Annotated in this window: 21 protein-coding genes; 7 read left to right on the forward strand and 14 right to left on the reverse strand. The window is 72.4% G+C overall.

Features of this window, described 5'->3' with window-relative positions:
• Positions 1-54: 54 nt before the first annotated feature.
• From OHA98_RS23890 to OHA98_RS23905, 4 genes are read left to right on the forward strand one after another with little or no spacing between them, the layout of a single operon-like run.
• A complete protein-coding gene (locus tag OHA98_RS23890; RefSeq protein WP_266928789.1) occupies positions 55-1,416 on the forward strand; it encodes a bifunctional o-acetylhomoserine/o-acetylserine sulfhydrylase in 1,362 nt (453 codons plus the stop codon).
• Entirely contained in the window at positions 1,413-2,600 is a 1,188-nt protein-coding gene (locus OHA98_RS23895) for a homoserine O-acetyltransferase (protein ID WP_266930876.1), read from the forward strand. Before OHA98_RS23890 ends, OHA98_RS23895 begins: the two co-directional genes overlap by 4 nt.
• Positions 2,597-3,925 (forward strand): sulfite oxidase, encoded by a 1,329-nt coding sequence (locus OHA98_RS23900; RefSeq protein ID WP_266928790.1) that lies wholly within the window; start codon positions 2,597-2,599, stop codon positions 3,923-3,925. The genes OHA98_RS23895 and OHA98_RS23900 overlap by 4 nt, the downstream gene beginning before the upstream one ends.
• 50 nt (positions 3,926-3,975) lie before the next feature.
• Positions 3,976-4,461 carry a nuclear transport factor 2 family protein gene (locus OHA98_RS23905; protein ID WP_266928791.1) on the forward strand — a complete coding sequence of 162 codons (486 nt, stop codon included), beginning with the start codon at positions 3,976-3,978 and terminating at the stop codon, positions 4,459-4,461.
• 3 nt (positions 4,462-4,464) lie between these two features.
• On the opposite strand, the gene OHA98_RS23910 is transcribed toward OHA98_RS23905, so the two are convergent.
• Complete coding sequence (locus OHA98_RS23910; protein WP_266928792.1) at positions 4,465-5,178, reverse strand: adenosylcobinamide amidohydrolase; 714 nt, start codon at positions 5,176-5,178, stop codon at positions 4,465-4,467.
• A 348-nt stretch (positions 5,179-5,526) separates the two neighbouring features.
• Between OHA98_RS23910 and OHA98_RS23915 the strand changes: the two genes are divergently transcribed.
• Positions 5,527-6,549 carry a PRC and DUF2382 domain-containing protein gene (locus tag OHA98_RS23915; RefSeq protein ID WP_266928793.1) on the forward strand — a complete coding sequence of 341 codons (1,023 nt, stop codon included), beginning with the start codon at positions 5,527-5,529 and terminating at the stop codon, positions 6,547-6,549.
• A gap of 224 nt (positions 6,550-6,773) precedes the next feature.
• On the opposite strand, the gene OHA98_RS23920 is transcribed toward OHA98_RS23915, so the two are convergent.
• The 7 genes from OHA98_RS23920 to OHA98_RS23950 form a co-directional block, all read right to left on the reverse strand.
• Positions 6,774-7,997: a beta-ketoacyl synthase gene (locus OHA98_RS23920; RefSeq protein ID WP_266928794.1), complete on the reverse strand. Its 1,224-nt coding sequence runs from the start codon at positions 7,995-7,997 to the stop codon at positions 6,774-6,776.
• Positions 7,994-8,263, reverse strand: a complete 270-nt coding sequence (locus OHA98_RS23925) for an acyl carrier protein (RefSeq protein WP_266930877.1) — start codon at positions 8,261-8,263, stop codon at positions 7,994-7,996. Before OHA98_RS23925 ends, OHA98_RS23920 begins: the two co-directional genes overlap by 4 nt.
• A 122-nt stretch (positions 8,264-8,385) precedes the next feature.
• On the reverse strand, positions 8,386-10,437 hold the full coding sequence (locus tag OHA98_RS23930; protein WP_266928795.1) for an acyl-CoA dehydrogenase: 2,052 nt from the start codon (positions 10,435-10,437) through the stop codon (positions 8,386-8,388).
• A gap of 74 nt (positions 10,438-10,511) precedes the next feature.
• On the reverse strand, positions 10,512-11,762 hold the full coding sequence (locus tag OHA98_RS23935; RefSeq protein WP_266928796.1) for a beta-ketoacyl-[acyl-carrier-protein] synthase family protein: 1,251 nt from the start codon (positions 11,760-11,762) through the stop codon (positions 10,512-10,514).
• Positions 11,746-12,852, reverse strand: a complete 1,107-nt coding sequence (locus OHA98_RS23940; protein ID WP_266928797.1) for a beta-ketoacyl-ACP synthase 3 — start codon at positions 12,850-12,852, stop codon at positions 11,746-11,748. Before OHA98_RS23940 ends, OHA98_RS23935 begins: the two co-directional genes overlap by 17 nt.
• Positions 12,853-13,015: 163 nt before the next feature.
• Positions 13,016-13,957, reverse strand: coding sequence for a carbohydrate kinase (locus OHA98_RS23945; RefSeq protein ID WP_266928798.1), 942 nt, complete (start codon positions 13,955-13,957; stop codon positions 13,016-13,018).
• A 129-nt stretch (positions 13,958-14,086) separates the two neighbouring features.
• Entirely contained in the window at positions 14,087-14,980 is an 894-nt protein-coding gene (locus OHA98_RS23950) for an ABC transporter substrate-binding protein (RefSeq protein WP_266928799.1), read from the reverse strand.
• Between the two features lie 558 nt (positions 14,981-15,538).
• Between OHA98_RS23950 and OHA98_RS23955 the strand changes: the two genes are divergently transcribed.
• Entirely contained in the window at positions 15,539-16,375 is an 837-nt protein-coding gene (locus tag OHA98_RS23955; protein ID WP_266928800.1) for a M12 family metallo-peptidase, read from the forward strand.
• Positions 16,376-16,393: 18 nt separating this feature from the next.
• On the opposite strand, the gene OHA98_RS23960 is transcribed toward OHA98_RS23955, so the two are convergent.
• Positions 16,394-17,293, reverse strand: a complete 900-nt coding sequence (locus tag OHA98_RS23960; RefSeq protein WP_266928801.1) for a LysR family transcriptional regulator — start codon at positions 17,291-17,293, stop codon at positions 16,394-16,396.
• Positions 17,294-17,373: 80 nt separating this feature from the next.
• On the opposite strand from OHA98_RS23960, the gene OHA98_RS23965 reads away from it, so the two are divergent.
• Positions 17,374-18,639 carry an MFS transporter gene (locus OHA98_RS23965; RefSeq protein WP_266928802.1) on the forward strand — a complete coding sequence of 422 codons (1,266 nt, stop codon included), beginning with the start codon at positions 17,374-17,376 and terminating at the stop codon, positions 18,637-18,639.
• A gap of 87 nt (positions 18,640-18,726) precedes the next feature.
• Here OHA98_RS23965 and OHA98_RS23970 read toward each other — a convergent pair whose 3' ends face one another.
• From OHA98_RS23970 to OHA98_RS23990, 5 genes are all read right to left on the reverse strand, one after another.
• Positions 18,727-19,653: a YihY/virulence factor BrkB family protein gene (locus tag OHA98_RS23970; protein WP_266928803.1), complete on the reverse strand. Its 927-nt coding sequence runs from the start codon at positions 19,651-19,653 to the stop codon at positions 18,727-18,729.
• A gap of 151 nt (positions 19,654-19,804) precedes the next feature.
• Entirely contained in the window at positions 19,805-20,122 is a 318-nt protein-coding gene (locus tag OHA98_RS23975) for a cupin (RefSeq protein ID WP_266928804.1), read from the reverse strand.
• Between the two features lie 109 nt (positions 20,123-20,231).
• Positions 20,232-21,428 (reverse strand): S8 family peptidase, encoded by a 1,197-nt coding sequence (locus OHA98_RS23980; protein ID WP_266928805.1) that lies wholly within the window; start codon positions 21,426-21,428, stop codon positions 20,232-20,234.
• Positions 21,429-21,533: 105 nt separating this feature from the next.
• Entirely contained in the window at positions 21,534-22,745 is a 1,212-nt protein-coding gene (locus tag OHA98_RS23985; protein WP_266928806.1) for a type III polyketide synthase, read from the reverse strand.
• Positions 22,684-23,880, reverse strand: a complete 1,197-nt coding sequence (locus tag OHA98_RS23990; RefSeq protein WP_266930879.1) for a cytochrome P450 — start codon at positions 23,878-23,880, stop codon at positions 22,684-22,686. Before OHA98_RS23990 ends, OHA98_RS23985 begins: the two co-directional genes overlap by 62 nt.
• Positions 23,881-24,317: the final 437 nt, after the last annotated feature.

Here is a 24,317-nt window from a genome sequence, read left to right on the forward strand (position 1 = left end):
CGCCAGCGCGTGCTTCTTGCCGATCAGCCACTGAACCAGCGTGCGAGGAAACACATGAGCCAGCCCCTCGACTCCGTCACCGCAGGGCACACCCCCGAGGACCAGGAGCGGCAGGACGCCGGGCCCGCCTGGTCGTTCGAGACCAAGCAGATCCACTCCGGCGCCTCCCCCGACCCGGCCACGGGTGCCCGTGCGGTGCCGATCTATCAGACGTCGTCGTTCGTCTTCCGCAACACCCAGCACGCGGCCGACCTGTTCTCGCTCGCCGAGCCCGGCAATATCTACACCCGGATCCACAACCCCACCCAGGACGTCCTGGAGCAGCGGATCGCCGCGCTGGAAGGCGGCGTCGCGGCCGTCGCGCTCGCTTCCGGGCAGGCGGCGGAGACCCTGGCGATCCTGACGCTGGCCGGTGCCGGGGATCATGTCGTCTCCTCCACCTCGCTCTACGGCGGCACGTACAACCTGTTCCGGCACACGCTCCCCCGGTTCGGTATCGAGGTGTCGTTCGTGGAGGACCCCGACGACACCGCGCAGTGGCAGGCCGCGATCCGGCCCAACACCAAGGCGCTGTTCGCGGAGACGCTCGGCAACCCGCGCGGTGATGTGCTGGACATCCGCGCCGTCGCGGACGTGGCACACGCCTCCGGGCTGCCGCTGATCGTCGACAACACCGTGCCGACGCCCTATCTGCTGCGGCCGATCGAGCACGGCGCGGACATCGTGGTCCACTCCGCGACCAAGTTCCTCGGCGGGCACGGCACCACCCTCGGCGGGGTGGTCGTGGACGGCGGCACCTTCGACTTCGGTACGCACTCCGAGCGCTTCCCCGACTTCCACACCCCGGACCCGAGCTACCACGGGCTGCGTTACTGGCCGGACCTCGGACCGAGCGCCTTCGCCGTGAAGCTCCGCGTCCAGTTGCTGCGCGACCTGGGGCCCGCGCTCTCGCCGCACTCGGCGTTCCTGCTGATCCAGGGTGTGGAGACGCTCAGCCTCCGGCTGGAGCGGCACACCTCCAACGCGCTGGCGCTCGCCCGGTGGCTGGAACAGCGCGACGAAGTGGCGGCCGTGCACTACGCCGGACTGGAGTCGAACCGCTGGTACGGGGCGGCGCAACGCTATCTGCCGCGCGGTGCCGGAGCGGTGCTGTCGTTCGAACTGCGGGACGGGGCCGAGGCGGGCCGGCGGTTCGTGGACGCGGTCGAACTGTTCAGCCACCTCGCCAACATCGGTGATGTCCGGAGCCTGATCATCCACCCCGCGTCGACCACCCACAGCCAGCTCACCGAGGAGCAGCTCGCGGCCACCGGTGCCACCGCGGGGCTGGTGCGGCTGTCGGTCGGACTGGAGAACGTGGACGACCTCAAGGCCGATCTGGAGGCGGGGTTCCGGGCCGCGAAGGCGGCGTCCTGAACCCCGCGGCCACCTCCCGCGCGCTTCCCCTCCCGCCGGCCGCCGGAGGCCGGCGGGAGGGGGATCCGCCCGGCCGCCGCTCCTGGGTGGTCCTGGACCGGCCGCTGCCGCTGGAGTCGGGGGCGGCGCTGCCGGGCGTGCGCCTGGCCTACGAGACCTGGGGGCGGCGGGCACCCGACGGAGCCAACGCGGTGCTGGTCCTGCACGCGCTGACCGGTGACAGTCATGTGGCCGGGCCCGCGGGCCCGGGGCATCCGACCGCCGGCTGGTGGGACGCGCTGGTCGGACCGGGCAGGGCGCTCGACACCGATCACTGGTTCGTCGTCGCGCCGAACGTGCTGGGCGGCTGTCAGGGCAGCACCGGCCCCTCGTCCCGCGGGCCGGACGGTGTCCGATGGGGCGGCCGGTTCCCTTATCTGACGGTCCGTGACCAGGTGGCGGCCGAGGCGGCCCTTGCCGACGCGCTCGGCATCGAGCGATGGGCGGCCGTCGTCGGCGGGTCGATGGGAGGCATGCGTGCCCTCGAGTGGGCGGTGAGCCGTCCGGAGCGCACCGGTTCCCTGCTCGTACTGGCGGCCCCGGCCGCCGCGTCCGCCGAGCAGATCGCCTGGGGGTCGGTACAGATCTCCGCGATCCGTGCGGACCCGGGATGGCGGGGCGGGAACTACCACGACGCGGTCCCGGGCCAGGGTCCGCACCGGGGCCTCGGCCAGGCGCGGCGGATCGCCCATGTCACCTACCGCAGCGAACCCGAGCTGGACTCCCGGTTCGGCAGGGAGCCGCAGCCGGGTGAGCGGCCGGGCCGGGGCGGCCGCTACCGGGTGGAGTCGTATCTCGATCACCACGCGGCCAAGCTGGTGCGCCGGTTCGACGCGGGCAGTTATGTGGTGCTGACGGAGGCGATGAACGGTCATGACGTCGGCCGGGGCCGGGGCGGTGTCGCCGCCGCACTGCGCCGTGCGGGGATGCCCGCCCTGGTCGCGGGTGTCGATTCGGACCGGCTCTACCCGTTGGGGCAGCAGGCGGAACTGGCGGCGCTGCTGCCCGGCGCGGACCGGATCAGGACCGTCGAATCACCGTACGGACATGACGGATTCCTTGTCGAGACCGGTCAAGTGGGCATGATAGTGAGGGAGTTGCTTCCTCCACCCCGCCCCTCCCACCTTCCTCAGGAGCGCCCATGAGTCCCGCACCCCTGTCCGGCTCGGGCAACAGCCCGGATCCCGGTACCGGCACCGCACTGGACGCCGAGGAACAGTACGACCGGATACGGCTTCGCCAGTGGGCGCGGGACGACGCGCGCTCCGCCGGCATCGACCGCAAGGATCTGCTGAAACTGGTCGCGGCGGCGTCGGTGGCGGGTCCGCTGGCCTCGGCCGCGTCCCCCGCGCGGGCGTCCGTGCCGGAGCCGGTGCCGGGAGCGACGCCGTTGCCGGGGGTGGTGAAGCCGCTGCCGCCCGAGCTGTTCACGGTGCGCGGCACCAACGCCGAGACGAACTTCGCGGCGCTGCGCTCCACGGGCCTGCTCACCCCGGCCGACCGCTTCTTCGTCCGCAACCACACCGCCACACCCCGGATCGATGTGTCCGGCTGGCGGCTGACCGTCTGGGGCAGCGGGCTGACGGGAGACCCGGTGGACTTCTCGTACGCCGATCTGCGCGCGCTGCCCGCGGTCACCCGCACGGCGTTCGTGGAGTGCGCGGGCAATGCCCGGAGCTTCTACGCCTCGCAGCAGAACCAGCCGGTCGGCGGCACCGCGTGGACGCTGGGCGCGATCGGCACGGCGCGCTGGCGCGGGGTGCGGCTCGCCGATGTGCTGCGCCGGGCGGGGCTGGGCCGGCACGCGGTCGACGTCCTGCCGCGCGGCCTGGACGACGAGGTCATCAGCGACGGTGTCACCCTGGGCCGGGTGCGCAGGCCACTGCCGGTGGAGAAGGCCCTGGACGACGTACTGCTCGCCTATGAGATGAACGGTGAGCCGCTGCCGCCCGATCACGGGTATCCGGTCCGTCTGATCGTCCCGTCGTGGGTGGGCATCGCGAACATCAAGTGGGTCGGCGACATCGAGGTGAGCGAGGAGCCGCTGCTCACTCCGTGGAACACGGGGCTGTACCGGCTGTTCGGCCCCGGCTATCCGCCGGAGGGCAGCGCTCCGCTGACCCGCCAGAGCCTGAAGAGCGCCTTCGAACTGGAGCCGGGCGCCTCGTTCCCGGCACACCGCCCGGTACTGCTGACGGGCCGCTCCTGGTCGGGCGGGGCGCCCGTACATTCGGTCGAGATCAGCACCGACGGCGGCACCCGCTGGCGTCGCGCCCGGCTGCGGGACGAGCCCCGGGCCGGCAGCTGGGTCCGGTGGTCGGCCGACTGGGTGCCCCGGGACCGGGGGGCGGGGGTGCTCCTCGCCCGCGCGACGGACCGCTCCGGACGTACGCAGCCCGAGACCGCGGTCCACAACACCCAGGGCTATCTGTTCGACGCGGTGGTCCGGCATCCGGTGACGGTGGTGTGACCGGGGAAACGCGCGTGCGGGCAGGGGCGGGCGGCTGGTAGAAACCCGTCATGATTCCCGGAGCGCACCCACTCGACCCGCTGGAACAGCTGCTGGCCGAACGGGCCTGCGAACGGCTCGTCATCGAGTTCGTCCGCAGGCTCGATCTCGGCGATCCGTCCACCGTCGCCGAACTGTTCGCCCCGGACGGCCGGTGGGACTGGCCCGCGGGCGGGCGCCACGTCGAGGGGCGGGAGGCGCTGCGGTCCTACTTCGGCTCCCGCCCCTCGGACCGCCGCTCCCGCCGGATGTGTACGAACATTCTGGTGACCGTCGACTCGCCCACGACGGCCTCGTCGACAACGTATTTCGCGACCTACCGGGTCGACGGTGCGACGGACACCCTGCCCGCCCCGCGCCCGCCGGTCAACGTCGGTCACTACGAGGACACGTTCCGCAGGACCGATGGGGTCTGGCTGCTCGCCTCGCGCACTCTGGTGCTGGCGTTCGGCGGCGCGACGGAGCGGATCGCGGCGCCGCCCCCGCCCGGCGCCTGACACTCAGGCGGAGCTCACCCGGACCGGGTCGGGACCGCTGTCCCGGACCGGTCCCTCCCGCGCGGCCGGGGGGTGATCCGGGCGCGAGCCGCGTTCGGTACGCGCTCCCGCCAGGACGGCGGCGTGCACCGCCCTGGCGATGCGGGACCCCCATGGCGAGCGCGGCCCCGCGAAGGATTCGCCGCCGTCGGGACCCGGCTCCGGGGCGGCGACGCACACGGCGTCCGTGGGTGTGCCCGAGCAGTCGAGGCCGGCGTCCAGGAGCGCCTGGACCTTGGCTTCGGTGGCGGTGGCGATCGCGTTGACCAGGGCGGCGTCGGACAGGGCGACGGGAACGGTGACCACGATGTTGACGGTGCCGGGACGCGGTGCCCCGGCGGCGGCTCCGGCCGGTGCGGCCGCCCAGCCCCGGACACCGAGGCCGCAGGTGGCGGTCGCCGTGACCCCCTCGTCGGCGGCTTCCGCGCGGGCGGTGACATCGGCCGCCGTCATCAGCCCCGCGCCCGGCCCGGTGAGACCTTCGGCGGCGGCGATCCCGGCCAGGTGCCGGTCGGGGTCCAGCCGTGGATAGCCGCCGGGCACCTGTGCGTTGAGGATCCACTCGCGGGGGCCGATCCCGCCGCCGAGTACGGCGCTGCTGCACACGCGTACGCCGGGCCCCAGCCGCCACACCAGATGACGCAGGTCCTGTCCGTCGTCCCGCCGGGACGACAGCACACCGCGCTGTCCGGGCAGAGGGGTACTGGCGGAACGGATGGGGCACCCCCGGGTGGTACGGCAGGACGACGGCCGACAGTCGTCCGTCGATCATAGAAGCCGCACGGACCGCGCCACGCGGGGGTGCCCATGACCGCGGCAGCCCGCCGCTCACCCGATCAGCCTAATCGGAGCCGTGGAACCGTATCGGTGTCGTACGGGCCCTGGACCCAGGACCGGGGCCGCGGCCTCCCGGCCCCGTGAGCCGGGAGGTTGCAGCGTCCATCCGGGTGAGGCGCGATGGAAGCCGGAGGCGCCTCACCTGGTGGATCCACCCACAGGGCGTGTCCGGGCGAGGAGGAATCGGTCATGGGAGCCGCTGACGGTTTCACGGATTCCGGGGAGTTGGACGGTCTGACCGTCTACGACAGCGAAGGGGAAAAGGTCGGCAGCGTGGGCCGGGTGTATGTCGACGACGACACCGGCAGGCCCGACTGGGTCACGGTCAAGACCGGCCTGTTCGGCATGAAGGAGAGCTTCGTCCCGCTCGCCGGAGCCCGGCGCGTGGCCTCGGACCTGCACATCTCGCACCCGAAGGAGAGCGTCAAGGACGCCCCGAGGGTGGACGCGGACGCGCACCTGTCCGTCTCGGAGGAGGAGGAACTGTACCGGCACTACGGGCTGACCAGGAAGGCCGGCAACCTCGGCGACAAGGCGCGTACGGGCCCCGGCGCACCGACCGCCGCCGGAACCGGCGCGATGGGCGCGGCCGGAGCGGGTACGGCCGGAGCGGCGGGAGCCGGCGCGGGCGGGACGACCGGCAGGGCCACCACCACCGGAACGGCGGCTGCCGGGGCGGCCGGCACAGGGATGGCGGGAGCGGGTACCGGAATGGGCAAGAACCGCGACATGGACACCTCCGCGACGTCACGGCCGCTCGCCGGTGCGGGGGCCGAACGGTCCGCCGCCGGTCTCGGCGGCAAGGAGGAGATGATCCGTTCCGAGGAACAGCTGCACGTCAGCACGGAGGAGTACGAGAGCGGGAAGGCGCGTCTGCACAAGTACGTCGTGACCGAGAACGTCACCCGCACCGTGCCGGTCTACCACGAAGAGGTACGGGTGGTCCGCGAGGCGCTGCAGCCGGGTGAGAAGAACACCGGGACGACGAACATCGGCGAGCAGGACGTCGAGGTGACCCTGCACGCAGAACGGGCCACCGTCCGCAAGGAAGCCGTTCCGGTGGAGCGTGTCCGCCTGGAGACCAACAAGGTCACCGAGCAGAAGGAAGTCTCCGCCGAGATCCGCAAGGAGAAGATCGACTACGCGGACGGCAAGGACATGGGAACCGGCAAGGACATGGGCGGCGAGTTCGGCCAGGGACGCCGCCGCTGATTCCCGCACACCGCGGCCGGAGGCCGCTCCCACGTCCTCGGCAGCCGGACGGTCCCGTGCTCACGGCCCGTCCGGCTGCGACGTCCGCGGACGCCCGGCAGCCGGGGTGCGACAGCGGCCGGTGCGGCCGGGAGGTCGTCCCGGCCGCACCGATGCGTTCACCCCGAGGGCGTGTGCCGAAAGTCCCGCCCTTCGGGCGGACGGCGCTGCTTTCGACACACGTCCTAGGGCCGCCGCAGAGCGATCACGGCGTTGTGGCCGCCGAAGCCGAAGGAGTGGCTGACGGCCCGCCGTACGGGCAGCCGCCGCGGGACCTTGGTGACGCAGTCGATGTCGAACCCGGGCGCGGGAGCGTCCAGGTTGGCGATCGGCGGTACGACACCGTGCTGAAGGGTGAGGATGGTCAGCCCGGCCTCGATGGCACCGGCCGCCCCCATGCAATGCCCCAGTACGCCCTTGGGGGCGGTGACGGGCGGCCGGTGCGGGTAGGCCCGGCTGATGAGGGCGGCCTCGGTGGCGTCGTTCAGCGGTGTGGACGTGCCGTGTGCGTTGACGTGGTCGACGTCTTCGGCCTGCCATCCGGCATCCCGCAGAGCCGCGTCGACGGCCGCGCGGGCGATGGTGCCGGAGGGGTGCGGGCTGGTGGGATGGTGGGCGTCGGTCGTGGCACCGGTGCCCGCGACCAGCGCCCGGAGGATCGCGCCCCTGGTACGGGCGTCCTCGGCCCGTTCCAGCACCATGATGGCGGCCCCCTCGCCCATCACGAGTCCGGCCCGGTCGGCGCCGAACGGCCGGCAGAGCCGGGACGGATCGCCGTCCCGGAGCGCCGCGGCTCCCGAGCGGGCGAGGCCGGTCATGGCGACCGGGAACACGATCGACTCGGTGGCTCCCGCGATCGCGATGTCGCACTGGCCGGTGGCCAGCAGGTCCCGGGCCACGGACAGGGCGGTGACCCCGGACGAGCACGCCGTGCACGGCGCGAGGCTGGGGCCGGTCACCTTCATCTGGATGGCGATCTCCGCCGCGGGCATGTTCGGGATCGTGAGCAGGATGCCCGAGGGCGAGGTCGCCGCGGGGCCGCGCCGTTCCAGTGCGACGGCCTGCTCGGTCAGACCGGCGGAGCCTCCGCTGCTGGTGCCCACGACCACGGCGACCCGGCTCCCGTCCCAGCCGGCGGGGTCGAGTCCGGCGTCGGCGACCGCTTCCCGTGCGGCGAGTACGGCGAACTTGACGTATCTGCCCATCCGGAACGCCGTACGGCCTCCGACCGCGGCGTCCAGATCGATGCCCGAGACCGTGCAGGCGAAGTCGACCGCGCAGCCTTCGAGTTCCGGGACGGTGCGGGCCGGTGAGACCCCGGCACAGACGCCGTCCCAGGTGGTGTCGGTGTCGTTACCGGCCGGGGTGATCATCCCCAGGCCGGTGACGGCGATGGCGGGCTTGTTCATCGCGCGTGGCTCACCGGCACCGCACCGTCGATGCCCTCGCGGATGAACTCCGAGATGTCGGTGAGTGTGGCGTCCTTGTAGAGCTTGTCCGAGTCGGCTTCGACGCCCAGCGTCTCCTTGATGATGACGGCGAATTCGGCGATGGCCAGGGAGTCCATCTCCAGGCTGTCCATCGTGGACTCCGGGAGGATCTCGACAGCGGGTACCTTGAAGGTCCCGGTCAGCACCTCGGTGATCGTCGGGTGGATCACCCGTTCCCTCTCCATCGTATTCGCGGTATTCACGGTACTCGCGGTCTTCACGGTCTTCCTCTCATCGGCAGGTACCTCGGTGGTGGGCGGTAAACGCAGCGATCCACCAACGAAATAACTGGATGCCTTTCTTCCGGTTACGCCTTCCGGCGAACCGATTCGTCTACGCTCACCTGCGGCTTCTCCAACCAGCGGGAGAGCAGGGAGGTCGTTCCCCAGTACGCCAGCATGAGGCCTCCGACGCCGAGCGACGCCGCGGTTTCGCGCAGCGGCCGACTCCGGTCCCGCAGGCGCCTGCGCACCGACCGGACCGGCTGCGCCGGCCGCGCCACCCGTCCGCTCACCGGCGCGCTTCCGCCCAGGGGTGCCCGGTCCCCGCCACCGTGCCACGGGCCCTCGGGATCGTCGTAGGCGTCCGCGTAGCCGGGCCCCGCGATCGGCCGGTCCGCGAGCAGTTCCTCCGGCAGCGCGAAGGATTCGATCAGCGCGGGCGCGTGTTCGGCGACCGCCGCGATCAGCTCCTCGATGGCATCCGGCAGTGCGTTCACCTGTTCGGCGGTCATCTGTCCCGCCGCGAGCAGGTCGCCGCTGTTACGGGCCACCCACTGGAGGGCGAACAGCCGCTCCAGCTCGGCCAGCCGGTCCCTCGCCTGCCCTTCCGGCAGCCCGGCCACGGCTTGGGCGTACGCCTCGGCCGCCTGCCGGTACGCGTACGCCTCCACACCGCGCAGGGCGGAGCCGGACGCCGCGTTCCAGCGGCTGAGCAGGTCACCGTTGGGGGCCCCGCTCATCTGCTCCCCGGCCCGGGTGAACCAGAGGTCCTCCACGGCCGCGAGGAGCCGGCCGAGGAACCGGGGGTCGGCCAGGTCGCCGGGCTCGGCGGGGGCGGCGGCCCCGTTCTGCCGCGCGGCACCGAACAGCATCTCGGCGGCGGCCTTGGCGTGGACGGCGAGGTTGTCGCCCTCGGCGGTGATCACCCCTTCCACCCCCGTGAACACTTCGGTCATGCCGTTGTTCTCCAGCAGCCCCTGCGCCCCGCACCGCTCCCGGCACTCGACGATGACGCTGCGGGCCTGCCAGGTGATCCACCCCTTGGCCACGGCGACCAGTCGCTCCGCATCGTCCCGGTCGGCATCGGTGCGCTCCTCCCAGCGCTGGAGCGCCCGGCGGTGCAGCAGACTCATCGCGAAGACTGTGGCCATCGCCCCGGCGAGCGGGCCGTGGTGGGTCCGGTGGGCGTACACGGGAACCCGCTGGGAGCCGCGGACCCCCGAGATGAAGCGGTGGCCGGCGTAGCGGACGGCGATCGCCAGGATCGTGCGGGCGGAACCGACCGCGCAGGCGCTCATGGAGATCTTGCCGGGGGCCACCCGCCCGATGGAGGTGAGGAACCGGCGCCTGCGGTTGGCCAGTTCGCTGCTGAACTCCCCGCCCTCGCCGAGGTGCCCGTGCGCTCCGGCGAGCAGGGCGTCGCGCCCCACGAAGAACCGGTCGAAGGAGGTCAGGCAGTGGTCGACCGGGCTGCCCATCCGGGGCGGCAGCCGCCGCACCCGTACGCCGGGCAGTGCGCGCGCCTCGTCGGTGAGCGGTGCGAGGAAGAGGAAGACGCCGTGGTCGGTGCCGTCGACCAGCAGCCGGGCGGCCACCACTCCGGACTTGGGGCCCCCGGCCGGGCTGGTGTTGGGCATGAACTTCTGCGCCCCGCAGTGCGGGGTGTTCAGGACGAAGCCGTCGCGTTCGCGGTCGTACGTCGCGGTGGTCTCGACGGCGGGCGCGTCATTGCCGTGCGCCACTTCCGTGCACAGGAAGGTGCCGGTGCGCCGGAGTCGGATGAAGTCGGACAGGTCGCGGTCGACCGGGTCGTGGTCGAGGAGGCTGCCGAGGAAGAGGTTGTAGTGGATGCCGGCGACGGTGATCAGCGTCGCGTCGACCGGGCCGAGCCATTCGTGCAGGGCGGCGAGAGCGCGGGGGTCGGAGGCCAGCCGGGCGGGGTTGTCGAGGGAATCGTTGAGGATCCTCAACCGGTCGTAGGAAAGGGCGAGGCGCTCCTCGGGGGTGCCGGTCGCGAGACGGCGGAACGGTTCTGTGGTGATCAGTCGCTGCCAGAACCCGTGCTCCTGACGGAAGTTGTCGCCGAGGAGCACCCGGGTCAGCAGATCCTTGGTGGACGGAGGGGCCACACTGTTCATGGTTACGGTCACAGACGTAGAACGATCAAGGAACGGCGAGGACACCCCTCGCCGTTCCCGGACATGTGCACCGTTCATGCCCGTTGGAAAGCAAGTGCGACATTGTGGCCGCCGAATCCGAACGAGTGGCTCACCGCGGTCTCGACCCGTTGGTGGCGGGCTTCCTTGGTCACACAGTCGAGCGGGAAGGCGTCCGGCAGGGAGTCAAGGTTGGCGATCGGCGGGATGAGCGACCGCTCCAGCGTCAGCACGGTGGCCACCGCCTCGATCGCGCCCGCCGCCGCCAGGGTGTGTCCGGTGACGCCCTTGGGCGCGGTGACCGGGGGGCGGTGCGGGAAGAGCCGGGAGATGAGGGTGGTCTCCATCGCGTCGTTGAGCGGGGTGGAGGTGCCGTGGGCATTGATGTGGTCGACGTCGCCCGGAGTCCAGCCCGCCTGACGCAGGGCCGCCTCCACCGCCCGCTGGGCACCCCGGCCGCCGGGTTCCGGCGCGGTGGGGTGGTGGGCGTCCGTGCTGGACCCGGCACCGGTGAGCAGCGCGCGGGGGCGTCCGCCGCGGGCCCTGGCCCCGTCCGCGCGTTCCAGGACGAGCATGGCGGCGCCCTCCCCGATCACAAAGCCGTCCCGGTCCGCGGCGAACGGGCGTGAGGCGCCCGCCGGATCGTCGTTCCGGGTGGACAGCGCGCCCATCCGCGCGAACGCGGTGACCACGAGCGGAGTCAGTACGGACTCGGCACCGCCGGCCACCACCACGTCGCAGCTGCCGCCGATCAGCAGATCGCGCGCCACCGCGATCGCGGTGGCCCCCGAGGCACATGCGGTGGCGGGTGCCAGGCTGGGGCCGTACGCCTTGAGCGCGATGGCGACCTCCCCGGCGGCCGCGTTGGGGATCATCATCGGGACCAGCAGCGGTGACACCGCGTCCGGCCCGCCGGACGCCAGCCTGGCGGCGTTGTCGACGAGTACGGACACGCCGCCGACACCGACGCCCAGCACCACACCGACCCGGGTACCGTCCCAGCGGGCCGGGTCGAACCCGGCGTCCGCGACCGCCTGCCGGGCGGCGACCACGGCCAGCTTCACGAACCGGGCCATCCGCCACACCGAGCGTCCGCCCACCGCCGCGTCCAGGTCCAGGCCGTCGACCGGGCAGGCGAAGTCGACCGCCAGTCCCGCCAGTTCCTCGCAGCGCCGGGCGGTGGAGAATCCGGAGCACAGCCCTTCCCAGAAGCTGTGCTCGTCCGCCCCCGCGGGAGTCACCAGGCCCACTCCCGTCACCGCGACAGCGGTACCGGCTCCGGTGTCCTTGTCAGCGGACTGCACCATTCTGTGTTCCTTCCATAGAAATCGTCTGCGGGGTGCCCGGCCAGCGAAGCGCCGCGGAACCCCAGGTCAACCCGCCCCCGAAGGCGGTGATCAGGATCCGGTCCCCGGCCCTGAGCCGGCCCCGTCCTTCGGCGTCCGCCAGGGCCAGGGGAATGGAGGCCGCACCGGTGTTGCCGACCCGCTCCAGATGGGTGACACAGCGCTGCGGCCCGATGCCGACGCGTTCGGCGACCGCGCGCAGGATCCGTGCGTTGGCCTGGTGCGGCACGAAGTGATCGACCTCCGCGGCGTCCCAGCCCACCCTGGTGAGCAGTTCGCGGCACGATCCCGTCATCCGCTGGACGGCGTGCTGGTACACGGTGGGACCCTGCATACGGAAGAACTCGTCGCCCGCCGCGGCCGGCCGGTCCGTCGACCGGGCGCGGGCGCCGCCGCCCGGTACGGTGATGAGGTCGTACCCGGTGCCGTCGCTGCCCAGGTCGAACGCGAGCAGCTCGCCCGGCGCCCCGGTCCGCCCGGCCGCCACGAGAGCCGCCCCCGCCCCGTCGCCGAAGACCACACCGGCCGAGCGGTCCGCCGGGTCCAGCCAGGCCGAATAGACATCGGCGCCCACGAGCAGCACCCGCTCGTACAGACCCGAGGCCACCAGCCCGTGGCAGACCGCCAGCCCGTAGACGAAGCCGCTGCACACCGCCGCGATGTCGAGCGCGGGGACGGTGCCGAGCCCCAGCCGTGCGGCCAGGGCGGGTGCCGTTCCCGGGCAGAGGTGGTCGGGGGTCGCGGTGGCGAGGACCAGGGCGTCCACGGGTCCGGGTACCGGGTACCTGCCGAGCAGCCGGCCGGCCGCCTCGAACGCCACATCGCCGGTCGCGAGTCCCGGCCCCGCCCGGTGACGGCTGCCGATGCCCGTCCGGGTGCGTACCCAGGAGTCGTCCACCCCCCACGCCGCGGGCAGTTGGTCATTGCCGACCGGTTCGCCCGGCACCCACCCCGCCACGCTCTCCAGTACCGCCGTGCGTGCGCCGGTCCGTAAGACACCCCGTTGGGCACCCGGCCCCGTACCGCTGTCGACTGCGCGTCGCCTCGCCACCCACTGCCCCGATTCCCTTGTCGAGCATGCCAACCGGTTGGCGAACGGTGAAGCGCTCGGCGGGGGTGCGTTCGATTGGGCCAAACGGGGGAATCGGCAAAAAATTATGCCCTATTCCGCGCGACTTAAACCGAGTTGGCCCACGCGGCTGCGGCGTCGTGTGTCAGGTCCGGGCAAGTGCCTCCGTCAGTTCCCTCCGGTCGGGCGGATTGGCGCCCGCCCGGGAGACCGTCACAGCGGCGGCGGCCACCGCGTGGCGCAGCACATCGGCGACGGTGTCCCGGTCCAGCGTGTACAGCCGTGCGCGGCCGTCGGCCCCGAGCAGCCCCCGCCGGGCGAGGGCGTGCAGGGTGCCCGACATGAACGCGTCGCCCGCGCCCACGGTGTCGACGACCTCGGTGGGCAGCGCGGCCACCGTGACCTGTCCGTCCGGGATCACCGCCAGGGCGCCGTCGCCGCCCCGGGTGACGAGGACCATGGCCGGACCGCGGCCCAGCCACCGCCCGGCGACCGTCCGCGGGGAGTCCCCCGGATACAGCCACTCCAGGTCCTCGTCACTGGCCTTGACCACATCGCTGAGCGCGACGCACCGTTCGACGCGGCGCACCGCTTCCGCGTGATCGCCCATCAGTTCCGGCCGTACGTTGGGGTCGTAGCTGACGGTCGCGGCGCTCCGCAGCGCACCGACGGCGTCCAGGACGGTGGCCGAGCCGGGTGCCATCACCGCGGCGATCGACCCCGTGTGCACATGGCGGGGCGGCCGTTCCTCCGCTGCCGGGCCCAGCGTCCAGGTGATCTCGAAGGTGTACGTGGCCCGGCCCGCGGCGTCCAGGGTCACGGCCGCGGACGGGGTGGGCGCGGCCGGGGCGTCGGTCCGCACCGCGACCCCGGCGGATTCCAGGTGCTCCCGGATCAGCCGGCCGTTGGCGTCCGCACCGAGCTGGGTGCGCAGGGTCACGCCGTGGCCGAGCCGGGACAGGCCGTACGCGACGTTCGCCGGGCTGCCGCCGGGGTGCACCTGGTCGGCGGCGCCCGGCAGCCGGACGATGTCGGCCACGCTTTCGCCGATGACCAGCAGATCGGGTCCGTCGAGCTCGCGAGACATGGGTGGGGGCCTCCTGGAGTGCCGTGACGACGGTGTCCTGGCAGGCGGCGCGGCCCCGGACACGTTGAGTCCGATCCTGCCGGGTGCGGGGCCCCGGCGGGAACGGGGGCCGCCCGGCGAGCGGAAGACTCACCCGTTGCGGACGGCCCCGACCGCTTCCGTCACCAGGCCGAGGAATCGGGCGTGCGCCGCCGGGCCGAACAGCGGCTCCGGGTTCCACGGCACGATGGGCGCGCTCCGGCGGAGCGTCGACCAGTCGGCGACCCCCCGGAGCTCATCGAGCGGGGTGGCATGGGACCGGGTGTCGGTGAGCACGACGTCCGGGCGCAGCGACGCCACCGAGGCCCAGCCGACGGTGGACCAGTTCGCACCGGGCCCCGCGGCCGGCTCCACGAGGTGTACGCCGAGCTCGGCGAGGACCCGCAGCTCGGGCCACGTCCCGGGGCGGGCCACATGGGCCTCGGCCGGACCGGCCGGGGACAGGGCGAGTACCCGGACGGCGTCGGCGGGCCCTTCGCCCACGACGGCGCGCAGCCGCTGCCGGGCGGTCTCCAGCTCGCCGTCCGCCGCGGGCCGGGGCCCGGCGCCGAGGGAGCGTGCCAGCTCGGCGAAACGCTCACCGATCCCGGCGAACGTGCGGGCCCGACCCACATCGAGGACGACGACGGGGACCCGCTCCTCCAGCTGCTCGGCGACGTCCGGGGCCAGCCCGTAGACCCGGCCGTCGCCGTAGCCGACGCCGACCACGAGGTCCGGCCCGTCACGCAGCAGTGTCGCCACGTCCAGGGCGCCGCCCGCGCCGGAGTAGGCGACCTCGTCCAGCGGAAGCGTCCCGGTCCTGGCCCGGTCGGGTCCGGCGGCGGGGGCGTCGTGGCCGGACCCGAAGATGCCCTGCGGCCGTATCCCGTAATCCCACAGCGTGGCTCCGGCCTGCACGTACGCGAGCACCCGTGTGGGGCGCCGGGCTGCCGTGGACAGCCGGCCCCGGTCGTCGGAGAACCGCCACTGACCCTGCTCCGTCACGTCACACACGCCCCTCCGCCACCGACTTCCGACGCACTCGTCCGTGCTCGCACAGGTGTACCTGCCCACGTCACGGCCACCGCACCCCTCGGCCCGCCGGGAGCCGTCGGGCCGGGGCGGAGGCCCTCACGCCTCTCGCGGCACCCGGCACTCACCCGATCCGGGGATCCCGGGCGCTCCCGCTCCCCGATGGCGGCACCGTTCGGCGATTCGCCCATAGATCTGCACAAGTCTTTACATCTCATCCCACCCCCCAGGGGACCCGGCTGCTCCGCCGGCCACCGCCCCCACCTCTCCAGCGCTTCGAAGCTCCATCAACTCGCCTCTCCTCCCAGGCACTTGAAGGAAGCAGGCCGGGCTTCGCATCACCGGGCAGCGACCCCGGGTGCCCTCGCGGGAGTTCCGTGAAACCGATGTCGCGCGAAGGCCCCCGGCACCCCCGCGCCGCACCCGCCAACGGGCACGTCAGGCAGAGCTCGTCACTGACTGTTAAAACTAGGACACTCCGTGTCATTGCCCATTTGCCCGTTCGGCCGCTCCGGTTGGAGGCAACTCCCCATGAAATCGACCTTGTTGAAGACCACCCTGGTCGTCTCCCTCGGTGCGTCGCTCTACGCGGCCCCCTCCTTCGACGCGGCGCCGCAGGCCGCCCCCACCCGCCACGCCGCGGCGCGCTGCCCCGTTGTCGACGTACTGGCGGTCTACACCCCGAAGGCCGCCGCGCGGGTGGGAGGAGTGCACCGGGTCGCGGCCTCCGCCCAGCAGATCGCCATCCGGATGAACCGCTCCCTCCGCGAGAGCGGGGTCTGCGGGGCCATCCGGATCGTCCACCCGTACACCGCCACCGGGTACGACGGTCCGGAGCAGTTCCACGCGGCGTACCGCGCCCTCAAGGACCGCACCAACTCCGCCCTGGGCCGGGAGGCCGATGAGCGGCGCGGCCGGTACGGCGCCGATCTGGTCACCCTCATGGTGGACCCGCCCGAGCGCGGCGGCGGGACCGCGGACTACGCGGCGGCGCTCGACAGCACATCGGACGAGTACGCCTATTCGGTCGCCGATGTCGACGGGATCGCCCTGGACTCGGTGAGCCACGAGATCGGCCACAACCTCGGCCTCGCCCACGACCGCGTCACCATCGAGGAGAACGCGCACGGCTCGATGGACGTGAGCCACACCCGCCCGTACAACACCGGCTGGGTCACCGAGGACCGCAAGTACTACACGATCATGGCGTACCGGTCCTCGTGCGGCGACGGCTGCGAGCGGATCAGCCGGTTCTCCAGCGCGCAGGGGGCCTGGCGGGGCCGGCGGCTGGGCGACACGGAGAACGACAGTGTCCGCGTGCTGCGGGCGACCCTGCCCATCGTCGCCGGGTACCGCGGCGGGAGGTGACGGGCGGCCCGGACCGGCTCATCCCGCACCCGTGGCATCGGCGCCCCGCGGCCCGACTCCCAGGCCGGCCAGGAACGCCGCCGCGGCCGGCGTGGGGCGGAAGCGGCTCCAGACGAGCCGTTCCACCCGCCCCGGCGCGTTGCGCACCCGCAGAACCCGCACCCCCGGCACCTCCTCGGCGAACGCGGCGGGCAGAAGGGCCACCCCCAGCCCCTTGCGGACCAGGCGGGCGATGTAGTCGGCGCCGCTGACCTCGTACGCGACGTTCCGGGTGAGTCCCATCGCGGTGAACGCCTCCTCGGACTGCGCCCGTGCCGCCGTGCCGTCGGGGAAGTCGACGAACGTCTCCCTCGCGAGGCGCGCCAGGTCCACCTCGGTCTCGTCCGCGAGCGGGTGGCCGGTGGCCGTGATCGCGGCCAGTTCGCCGCGGGCCAGCTCGTGGTCACTGACTCCCTTGGGCCGGTAGTCGGGCAGCACCCCGAGAAAGGCCAGGTCGAGCGCGCCCGACCGGACGTCCTCGACCAGGTCCTTGCTCGCCCCGTCACGCAGGACGATCCCCACCTTCGGATGACGTCGGTGGAACTCCTCCAGCGCGCCCGGAATGTCGACCGCGGTGACCGTGGGAATCGCCCCGATGGCCAGGCGCCCGCTGATCTCACCGGCCGCCGCCGCCACCTCGGCGCGGGCCCGTTCCGCTGCGTCCAGTGCCTGCCGGGCGGCCGGCAGGAAGGCCTCCCCCGCCGCGGTCAGCCGCACATGACGGCTGGAGCGGTCGAAGAGCCGGGCTCCGAGCTCCTTCTCCAGCCGGGCGATCTGATGGCTGAGCGCCGACTGGACGACCAGGCACCGCTTCGCGGCCCGCGTGAAGTTCCTCGTCTCGGCGACCGCGAGGACATAGCGCATCTGCTGCAGTTCCATCCAACCATCGTGAATCACGATGGTTGGAATGAAAAACATGTGTTGGACTGATCGCCGGGTGCCGCGGGACGCTGATGTCCATGTCCCCCTCCTCTCACACCTCCGGCACCCCGCTCCGGAGCCCTCGGCCCCCTTCGGCCGCGAAAGCGGCCACCGGCAGCGCTGCCGCCGCGAGCCCGTCCCTCGGGCGTGGCCTCATCCTTCTGATGGCGCTGGCGGCCGGGCTGTCGGCGTCGGGCAACTACTTCGCGCAGCCGCTGCTGGACCTGATCACCCGGGACCTGGACATCGGCGTCACCCTGGCCGGGCTGATCGTCTCGGCCGCCCAGGCCGGCTACGCGCTGGGCCTGATCCTGCTGGTGCCGCTCGGCGACATCACCGAGCGACGCCGCCTGGCCGTGGGGCTGTTCGCCGCGACGGCACTGTTCCTGCTGCTGGCTGCCGCCGCCCCCTCCGGTCCGGTCCTCCTCGCCGGCACGGCGCTCGTCGCCCTCACCTCGGTCGGCGCCCAGGTCGTCGTGCCCTTCGCGGCCACGCTCGCCGCCCCGGAGGCCCGGGGCCGGATCGTCGGCATCGTCATGTCCGGAGTGCTGCTCGGCGGCCTGCTGGGGCGCATGGCGGCCGGCGCCCTGTCCGAGCTGGGCGGCTGGCGGACCGTCTACTGGGTGAACGCCCTGCTCATGATCATCATGGCGGTGCTCCTCCACCTCAAGCTGCCCCGGCTGTCCCCGGCGGCCGGCACGGTGCCGGTGTCGTACGGCGGGCTGATCCGCTCCACGCTCGCCCTGCTGCGCCAGGAACCCCTGCTGCGCTCACGGGCCGCGATCGGCGCCTTCTCCATGGCCTCGTACAGCGTGCAGCTGACCGCGCTGACCTTCCTGCTCACCCAGCGGCCCTACGGGTGGACAGCCGCCGGCATCGGCTTCTTCGGGCTGCTGGGTGTCATCGGCGTGGTGGGCATGAACTTCGCGGCGCGCCTCGGCGACCGGGGCCATGTCCAGGCGGTGTCCGGCGCCGCGGGCATTCTCCTGACGCTGGCCTGGCTGCCGCTGCTCGCGGGCGAGACCTCGCTGTGGTGGCTCGCGACCGGGGTGATCATGCTGAACATCGCCCAGCAGGCGGGGCTCAACAGCAGTCAGAACGTGATCTACGCGCTCAACCCGGATGCCCGGAACCGGATCAACTCCGCCTTCATGACGCTGTTCTTCGCCGGCGGTGCGGCGGGCGCTTCGCTGACCGCGGTGGTGTGGGCGAGTGCGGGCTGGCCGGGAGTGTGCGCCCTGGGCGCGGCACTGGCCGCGATGAGCACGGCCCTGTGGGTACGGGAACGGGTCCGGGCGCGGTAGAACGTTCCGGCCCGGCCTCCCGGCCCGGTGGATGTCCTGGTGGATGTCCCCGGCCCGCTCGCCCTTCCCCTTCCGTGCGGGCGCCCCTCAGTCCGGGGCGGCCGTGCGGGAGGGTTCCCGTACGGAGCGGGCCAGTTCCACGTTGAACTGCGCCCCGGTCAGCAGGGCGAGATTGGTGAACCAGACCCAGATCAGGAAGACGACCAGGCCGGCGAGCGAACCGTAGAGCCGGCTGTAGCTGCCGATGTGGGTCGCGTAGAACGCGAATCCCGCCGAGGCGACGAGCCAGAGGAACGCGGCGAGGATGCCGCCGGGCAGCCCCTGGTTCATCCCCCGGGCCGATCGCGGACCGGTACGGAACAGCACCAGGATCAGGCAGGCGACCAGGCAGAGCAGAACGGGCCATTTGAGGACCGCCCACAGCGCCTCGCCCGCGTGGGCCAGGCCCATCCGGTGCCCGAGCCAGCGGGCCAGCGGGCCGGTGAGGACAAGAGCGAAGGCGCTGGCCATCAGCAGCACCAGCAGTCCGACGGCCGAGGCGACGATGATGTGGGCCTTGCGCAGCGCCGGCCGGGTGTCCTGGACATGGTGCATGGCGTGCAGCGCCCGGCGGAAGACGGCCAGATAGCTGGACGCCGACCACACCGCGCTCACGGTCCCGGTCGCGACGAGCAGCCAGACAGCGGTGCGCTCATGGGTGGCCTCCTCCAGTGACTGGCGGAGCGCCGCGCCGGATTCCGCGGGCGCGAACGAGGTGATGTCGGAGATCAGGGCACTCGTGGCCCCTGGGTTCGCCAGGCCGATCACCGAAACGGTGACGAGGAGGGCCGGCAGCAGCGCGAGGATCGCGTAGTACGTCAGAGCGGCGGCCCAGTCGGAGATGTCATCGTTCCAGATCGCGACGGGCGTGCGGCGCAGGGCGCCGAACCAGCGGGCCGACGGCCCGGTGTGGCCGGTGTGCCCGGTGGCGCGGGGCGTGCGTTCGGCGGCGGGTGTGGCGGTCCGGCTGGGCAAGCTCGTACTCCGGGGACGTGGGCAGATGCGACGGGGCCGGGATCCTTCGTCCGCTCCTCGGACGCCCCCGGCTGCACCTTTCTCTCATGCCTCGTACCCGTCGACGCACACCGGTCCCGTCGGCCGCACCCCCGCCGGTCACCGGCCGCGGTCAGTCGTTGACCGCCGTCAGCAGGACCACGGCGTCCGCGAGGGCAAGCAGTCCGTGGCGTTCCTGCGGGATCGCGTGCAGCGTCCCGGCGGTCAGTTCGACGTCGCCGGAGCCCGCGGTCAGCCGGACCGAGCCGCGCAGGACCTGGAGGGAGGCGGCGGGCGGCGCGTTGTGCTCGTCCAGAGCCGTCCCCGAGGTCAATGCGATCACCGATTGGCGCAGGGGCGGCTGCTGGAGCAGGAGGTGGGCACTGCGTCCATGGGCGGATTCACGGGCCGCGGCCAGATGCTCGTCGGCGAGGGCGTTGAGGTCATCCATACGCCCCACTCTGCCGCAGCCCCCGCTCCCCCGCGATCCTGCCGTACGCCGCCCGGACCGGGTCCGGGCGGCGTACGGCAGGCGATACGGGCGGTGTACGGGAGGACCGTCAGAGTCCACCGGTGTACAGCAGCCGGTCCGGCGAACCCGGGCTCAGCGACGTCAGCACGCCCGGCGTCGCCTCGTCGGCCAGCCGCTTCGCCAGGGTCTCGGGACTCACCGTCGGGTCCGCCTCCTTCTGGAGTGCGGCGACTCCGGCGACGTGCGGACTCGCCATGGAGGTGCCGTCGAGGGCGACGGAGCCGCCGCCGAGCCCGGCCGAGACGATGCCCTGCCCCGGGGCGTACAGCTCCAGGCAGGTGCCCCAGTTGCTGAACGCGGTCTGCCGGTCCCCGTCGTCGGTCGCGCCCACGGTCACCACGCGGCCTGCGCCGGCCGGGGATACGTCGCAGGCATCCGCGTTGTCGTTGCCCGCCGCGACGACGGGCAGCACGCCCGCCTCGGCGACGGCGTCGATCGCGTCGTCGACCGTCTGCGACTTCTCCCCGCCGAGCGAGGCGTTCAGTACGGCGGGACGCCCGGAGGCGGCGACGTCCTTGACCACCCAGTCGAGCCCCGCGAGGATCCCGGCCCAGGTGCCCTGGCCCTGGCAGTCGAGCACCCGCACACCGACGAGCGAGACGGACGGGGCGACGCCGTACGTCGCTCCGCCGACCGTGCCCGCCACATGGGTGCCGTGGCCGTTGCAGTCCTGACCGTCCCGGCCGTCCGCGACGGCGTCGAACCCGCTGACCGCGCGGCCGCCGAACTCGCTGTGCCCGGTCTCGATCCCGGTGTCGAGGACGTACGCGGTCACTCCCCGGCCCGTGGCGGCCGTGGTGAAGGTGTCGTCCAGCGGCAGCAGCCGCTGGTCGATCCGGTCCTGGCCCCAGGTCGCGGCGGAGGTCCGCAGTCCGCCCGTCCCGGCGGCGGAGGTCGTGGGTACGACGGCGACCTCGCCGTTCTCCTCGACGGAGCGGACGCCGGGAAAGGCGCGCACCGCGCTGAGCTGGCCGGGGGTGAGCGTGGCGGCGAAGCCGCGGGCGATATCACCGTAGGTGAACATCGCGCTGAGCCCGAACTGCCGCAGGACGGTGTCCGTCGACAGTCCGGGCTCAAGGGTGACGATGTACTGACCGGGGACGGCCCTGGCGGACTGCCGCACCGGGACACCACCCGGTCCGGTGTCCGCGGTGGCCTCGGTGGTGCCGATCAGGGGGACGATCAGCAGCAGAGCGGCCGGTGTCCAGCGGGCGCGCAGGCGCATGCGTTCTCCTCGGGGTGGGGGGATCGTTCAGGGAAGGGAAGGGACGGTTCTGCGAAGCACGAACACCCGTCCCTTCGTCCCCACCCCGGGGGTGCCTTAGCGGTATCAGCCGGACAGCGCAACGCTCGGCGCGAGGTCCTGGTCCTTGCGGTCGCCCTCCAGGGAGGGTTCCGTATGCCTGCCCCAGCGGCCGACGGCCACCTCTGCCGTGATGCCGGGGCCGAACCCGGCGATCAGCCCCTGGGCGGATTCCGCCGGACCGCCGTCCGCGAACAGCCGCCCGAGTGCGTCGAAGACGACCGAACTGGCGATGTTGCCCCGTTCGGTGAGTGTGGCCCGGCTGTAGCGGAACATCTCCGGCGGCAGGTTCAGGAAGTGGCAGAGGTCGTCGAGGATGCGCGGTCCACCGGCGTGCACGATGAAGAAGTCCATGGCCGGGACCGTCCAGCCGTGCCGGTCGACGAGATCCAGGAGGACGGGCGCGAGCATCTCCATGGTGCCGGGCACCCGCTTGTCCAGCTGGAAGTGGAATCCCGTGTCACGTACCGCGTAGGAGATCCAGTCCTCGGTGTCGGGCACCAGATGGGAGCCGTTGCGCTCCAGGCGCATGCCGCTGCCGCCCTGTCCGCGGACCACGGCCGCCGAGACGGCGTCTCCGAACAGCCCGTTGGAGAGCAGCGATCCGACGCCGATGTCGGTGGGCTGGTAGCACAGCGAGCAGAACTCGCAGGACACGATCAGGACGTTGGACCGCGGGTAGGCGAGGCAGAAGTCGTGTGCGCGGTTGATCGCCGCGCCGCCCGCGGCGCAGCCGAGCTGGGCGATGGGGAGCTGCCGGGTCTCGGAGCGGAAGCCCATCGAGTTGATCAGCCATGCCGTCAGCGAGGGCATCATGAAGCCCGTGCAGGACACATAGACGATCAGGTCGATCTCGGCGGGCTCCAGTTCGGCGTTGGCGAGGGCCCCCCGGACGACTTCGGGGACGCGGCGCTTCGCCTCCGCCTCGTAGAGCCTGTTGCGCACCTCGAATCCGGGGTGCCGCAGGGTCTCCTCGATCGGCTGGACGAGGTGGCGGGTCTGCACACCGGTGTTCTGGATGAGCCTCAGGACGAGGGCGCGCTGCGGGTGGTCGGCGTGCGTCTCCCTCGCCAGGTCGAGGGTCTGCTGCATCGTGATGACATGTTCGGGCACAGCGATGGCCGGCCGGCACAGAGTCGCCATGGGTTCTCCTCGTTCTGTGATGCGGAGGCTCTCGTCACCACGTGACGGGCAGGGCGAGCGGATAGCGCCAGATGGAGGTCGTGTTCCACTCGACATCCTCGGGCGGTACGTCGAGGCTCAGGGCCGGGAATCGGGTCAGCAGCGATGAGAAGGCCACTTCCAGTTCCATCGTGGCGAGCGGCGCACCCAGGCAGTGGTGCGCGCCCCAGCCGAATGTCATGTGCGGGATGGACGGCCGGTCCGGGTCCAGTTCGTCGGGGCGTTCGAACTTCCTGTCGTCCCGGTTCGCGGTCAGGTAGGACACATGGACCACATCGCCGGCCCGGATGAGGACCCCGCTGAGCTCCACGTCCTCGGTGGCGATCCGCGGGATGCCGACCCCCTTGCGGAACGGGATGTACCGCAGGAGCTCCTCCAGGGTGCGGGGCAGCAGTTCCGGAGCCGCCCGGAGCGACTCCAGGAGCGCGGGCCTGGTGAGCAGTGTGTAGGCGATGTTGCCGAGTTGGTACGTCGTGGTGTCCTGCCCGGTGATGAGCAGCACCATGGCCATGACGGCCAGTTCGTTGTCGTCGAGCAGTTCGGCGCCGTCCCTGGCCGTGGCCAGTGTGCTGATGAGGTCCTCGCCGGGTGAGCGGCGCCGGTCGGCGGTCAGTTCGGCGAAGTACGCGCGCAGTTCGGCCTTGGCGCGTACCGCGTCGTCCTTCCCCGCGGCACCGGTGTTCATCATGGTCAGGGCGTGGGCGCGGAGCCATGGACGGTCCGCCTCGGGGATGTCGAGCGCCTCGCAGATGGTGATCAGCGGCAGCGGTGCGGACACTCCGGCCACGAAGTCGGCCGGGGAGCCGCTGTCCTCCATGTCCTGGAGGAGCTGGTCCACGATGCGCTGGGTCCGGTGGCGGATGTGGTCCACGCGGCGCGGGGTGAAGCTCTTGGCGACCAGGCTCCGCAGGCGGCTGCTGTCGGGCGGGTCCATCAGGTTGATGGATTCCGCCTGGACGATGGGTTCCGGAGTCATTCTCGGGAAGTCGCGGCCGAGGACCGCGCTGCGGCTGAAGCGCCGGTCGGTGGTGACCGTCCGGACATCCTCGTAGCGGGTGACGAGCCAGGCCTCGCCCTCTCCGTATGCCATGCGGATGCGGGAGACCGGCGCTTCGGTCAGCAGCTCCCGGAGCTGGGGATCGAAATCCAGTTGCTGGGCATAGTCGAACGGACAGCTCCGTACGGATTCCATGTTCTCCACCGAGGTTCTCCCAATGACCGGTTCGGGGCGTTCAGGGGTGTGCCGCCTCCGGGCCCGGAAACAGACCCCGGCTACCTCCCCCATAACCCATGGGAACATGTCACACACACTCGGTAATCAACCGATCAGAGGGGGACCTGACGGAGCGACAGGGCACACAGGGGGTGCTCGCCGCGCAGGCGAGTGCATTTGCGCGCCCCGTGTCATGAACCTCGCGAGCCGGTCGGAGCGTCCACCGGCGCCGCCCCGGCCGCTGCGCGGGAGGTGGGTGGCGGCGGGCGGTGCGGCGCCATCGGTACATCCAACAGCCCGCTCCGCCTGCCCGGTTGAATCCCGCCCCGTGCGGGCGCGCGGAGCCCGGATCAGCAGAAACGAAGGGCGCGCGCCCCCTTGGGCGCCGGTGCCCCTTGCCCGTTCCCCCCGGCGTC

The sequence above is a fragment of the Streptomyces sp. NBC_00654 genome, assembly GCF_026341775.1.
GTDB lineage: Bacteria > Actinomycetota > Actinomycetes > Streptomycetales > Streptomycetaceae > Streptomyces.

Excerpts from the sequence above, each read along its gene's own strand:
- OHA98_RS23925 (WP_266930877.1), bottom strand. The coding sequence starts at position 8,263 with ATGGAGAGGGAACGGGTGATCCACCCGACGATCACCGAGGTGCTGACC.
- OHA98_RS23935 (WP_266928796.1), bottom strand. The coding sequence starts at position 11,762 with ATGGTGCAGTCCGCTGACAAGGACACCGGAGCCGGTACCGCTGTCGCG.
- OHA98_RS23945 (WP_266928798.1), bottom strand. The coding sequence starts at position 13,957 with ATGTCTCGCGAGCTCGACGGACCCGATCTGCTGGTCATCGGCGAAAGC.
- OHA98_RS23960 (WP_266928801.1), bottom strand. The coding sequence starts at position 17,293 with ATGGAACTGCAGCAGATGCGCTATGTCCTCGCGGTCGCCGAGACGAGG.
- OHA98_RS23955 (WP_266928800.1), top strand. The coding sequence starts at position 15,539 with ATGAAATCGACCTTGTTGAAGACCACCCTGGTCGTCTCCCTCGGTGCG.
- OHA98_RS23965 (WP_266928802.1), top strand. The coding sequence starts at position 17,374 with ATGTCCCCCTCCTCTCACACCTCCGGCACCCCGCTCCGGAGCCCTCGG.
- OHA98_RS23890 (WP_266928789.1), top strand. The coding sequence starts at position 55 with ATGAGCCAGCCCCTCGACTCCGTCACCGCAGGGCACACCCCCGAGGAC.
- OHA98_RS23905 (WP_266928791.1), top strand. The coding sequence starts at position 3,976 with ATGATTCCCGGAGCGCACCCACTCGACCCGCTGGAACAGCTGCTGGCC.
- OHA98_RS23900 (WP_266928790.1), top strand. The coding sequence starts at position 2,597 with ATGAGTCCCGCACCCCTGTCCGGCTCGGGCAACAGCCCGGATCCCGGT.
- OHA98_RS23920 (WP_266928794.1), bottom strand. The coding sequence starts at position 7,997 with ATGAACAAGCCCGCCATCGCCGTCACCGGCCTGGGGATGATCACCCCG.
- OHA98_RS23975 (WP_266928804.1), bottom strand. The coding sequence starts at position 20,122 with ATGGATGACCTCAACGCCCTCGCCGACGAGCATCTGGCCGCGGCCCGT.
- OHA98_RS23990 (WP_266930879.1), bottom strand. The coding sequence starts at position 23,880 with ATGGAATCCGTACGGAGCTGTCCGTTCGACTATGCCCAGCAACTGGAT.
- OHA98_RS23930 (WP_266928795.1), bottom strand. The coding sequence starts at position 10,437 with ATGAACAGTGTGGCCCCTCCGTCCACCAAGGATCTGCTGACCCGGGTG.
- OHA98_RS23985 (WP_266928806.1), bottom strand. The coding sequence starts at position 22,745 with ATGTCGAGTGGAACACGACCTCCATCTGGCGCTATCCGCTCGCCCTGC.
- OHA98_RS23915 (WP_266928793.1), top strand. The coding sequence starts at position 5,527 with ATGGGAGCCGCTGACGGTTTCACGGATTCCGGGGAGTTGGACGGTCTG.
- OHA98_RS23980 (WP_266928805.1), bottom strand. The coding sequence starts at position 21,428 with ATGCGCCTGCGCGCCCGCTGGACACCGGCCGCTCTGCTGCTGATCGTC.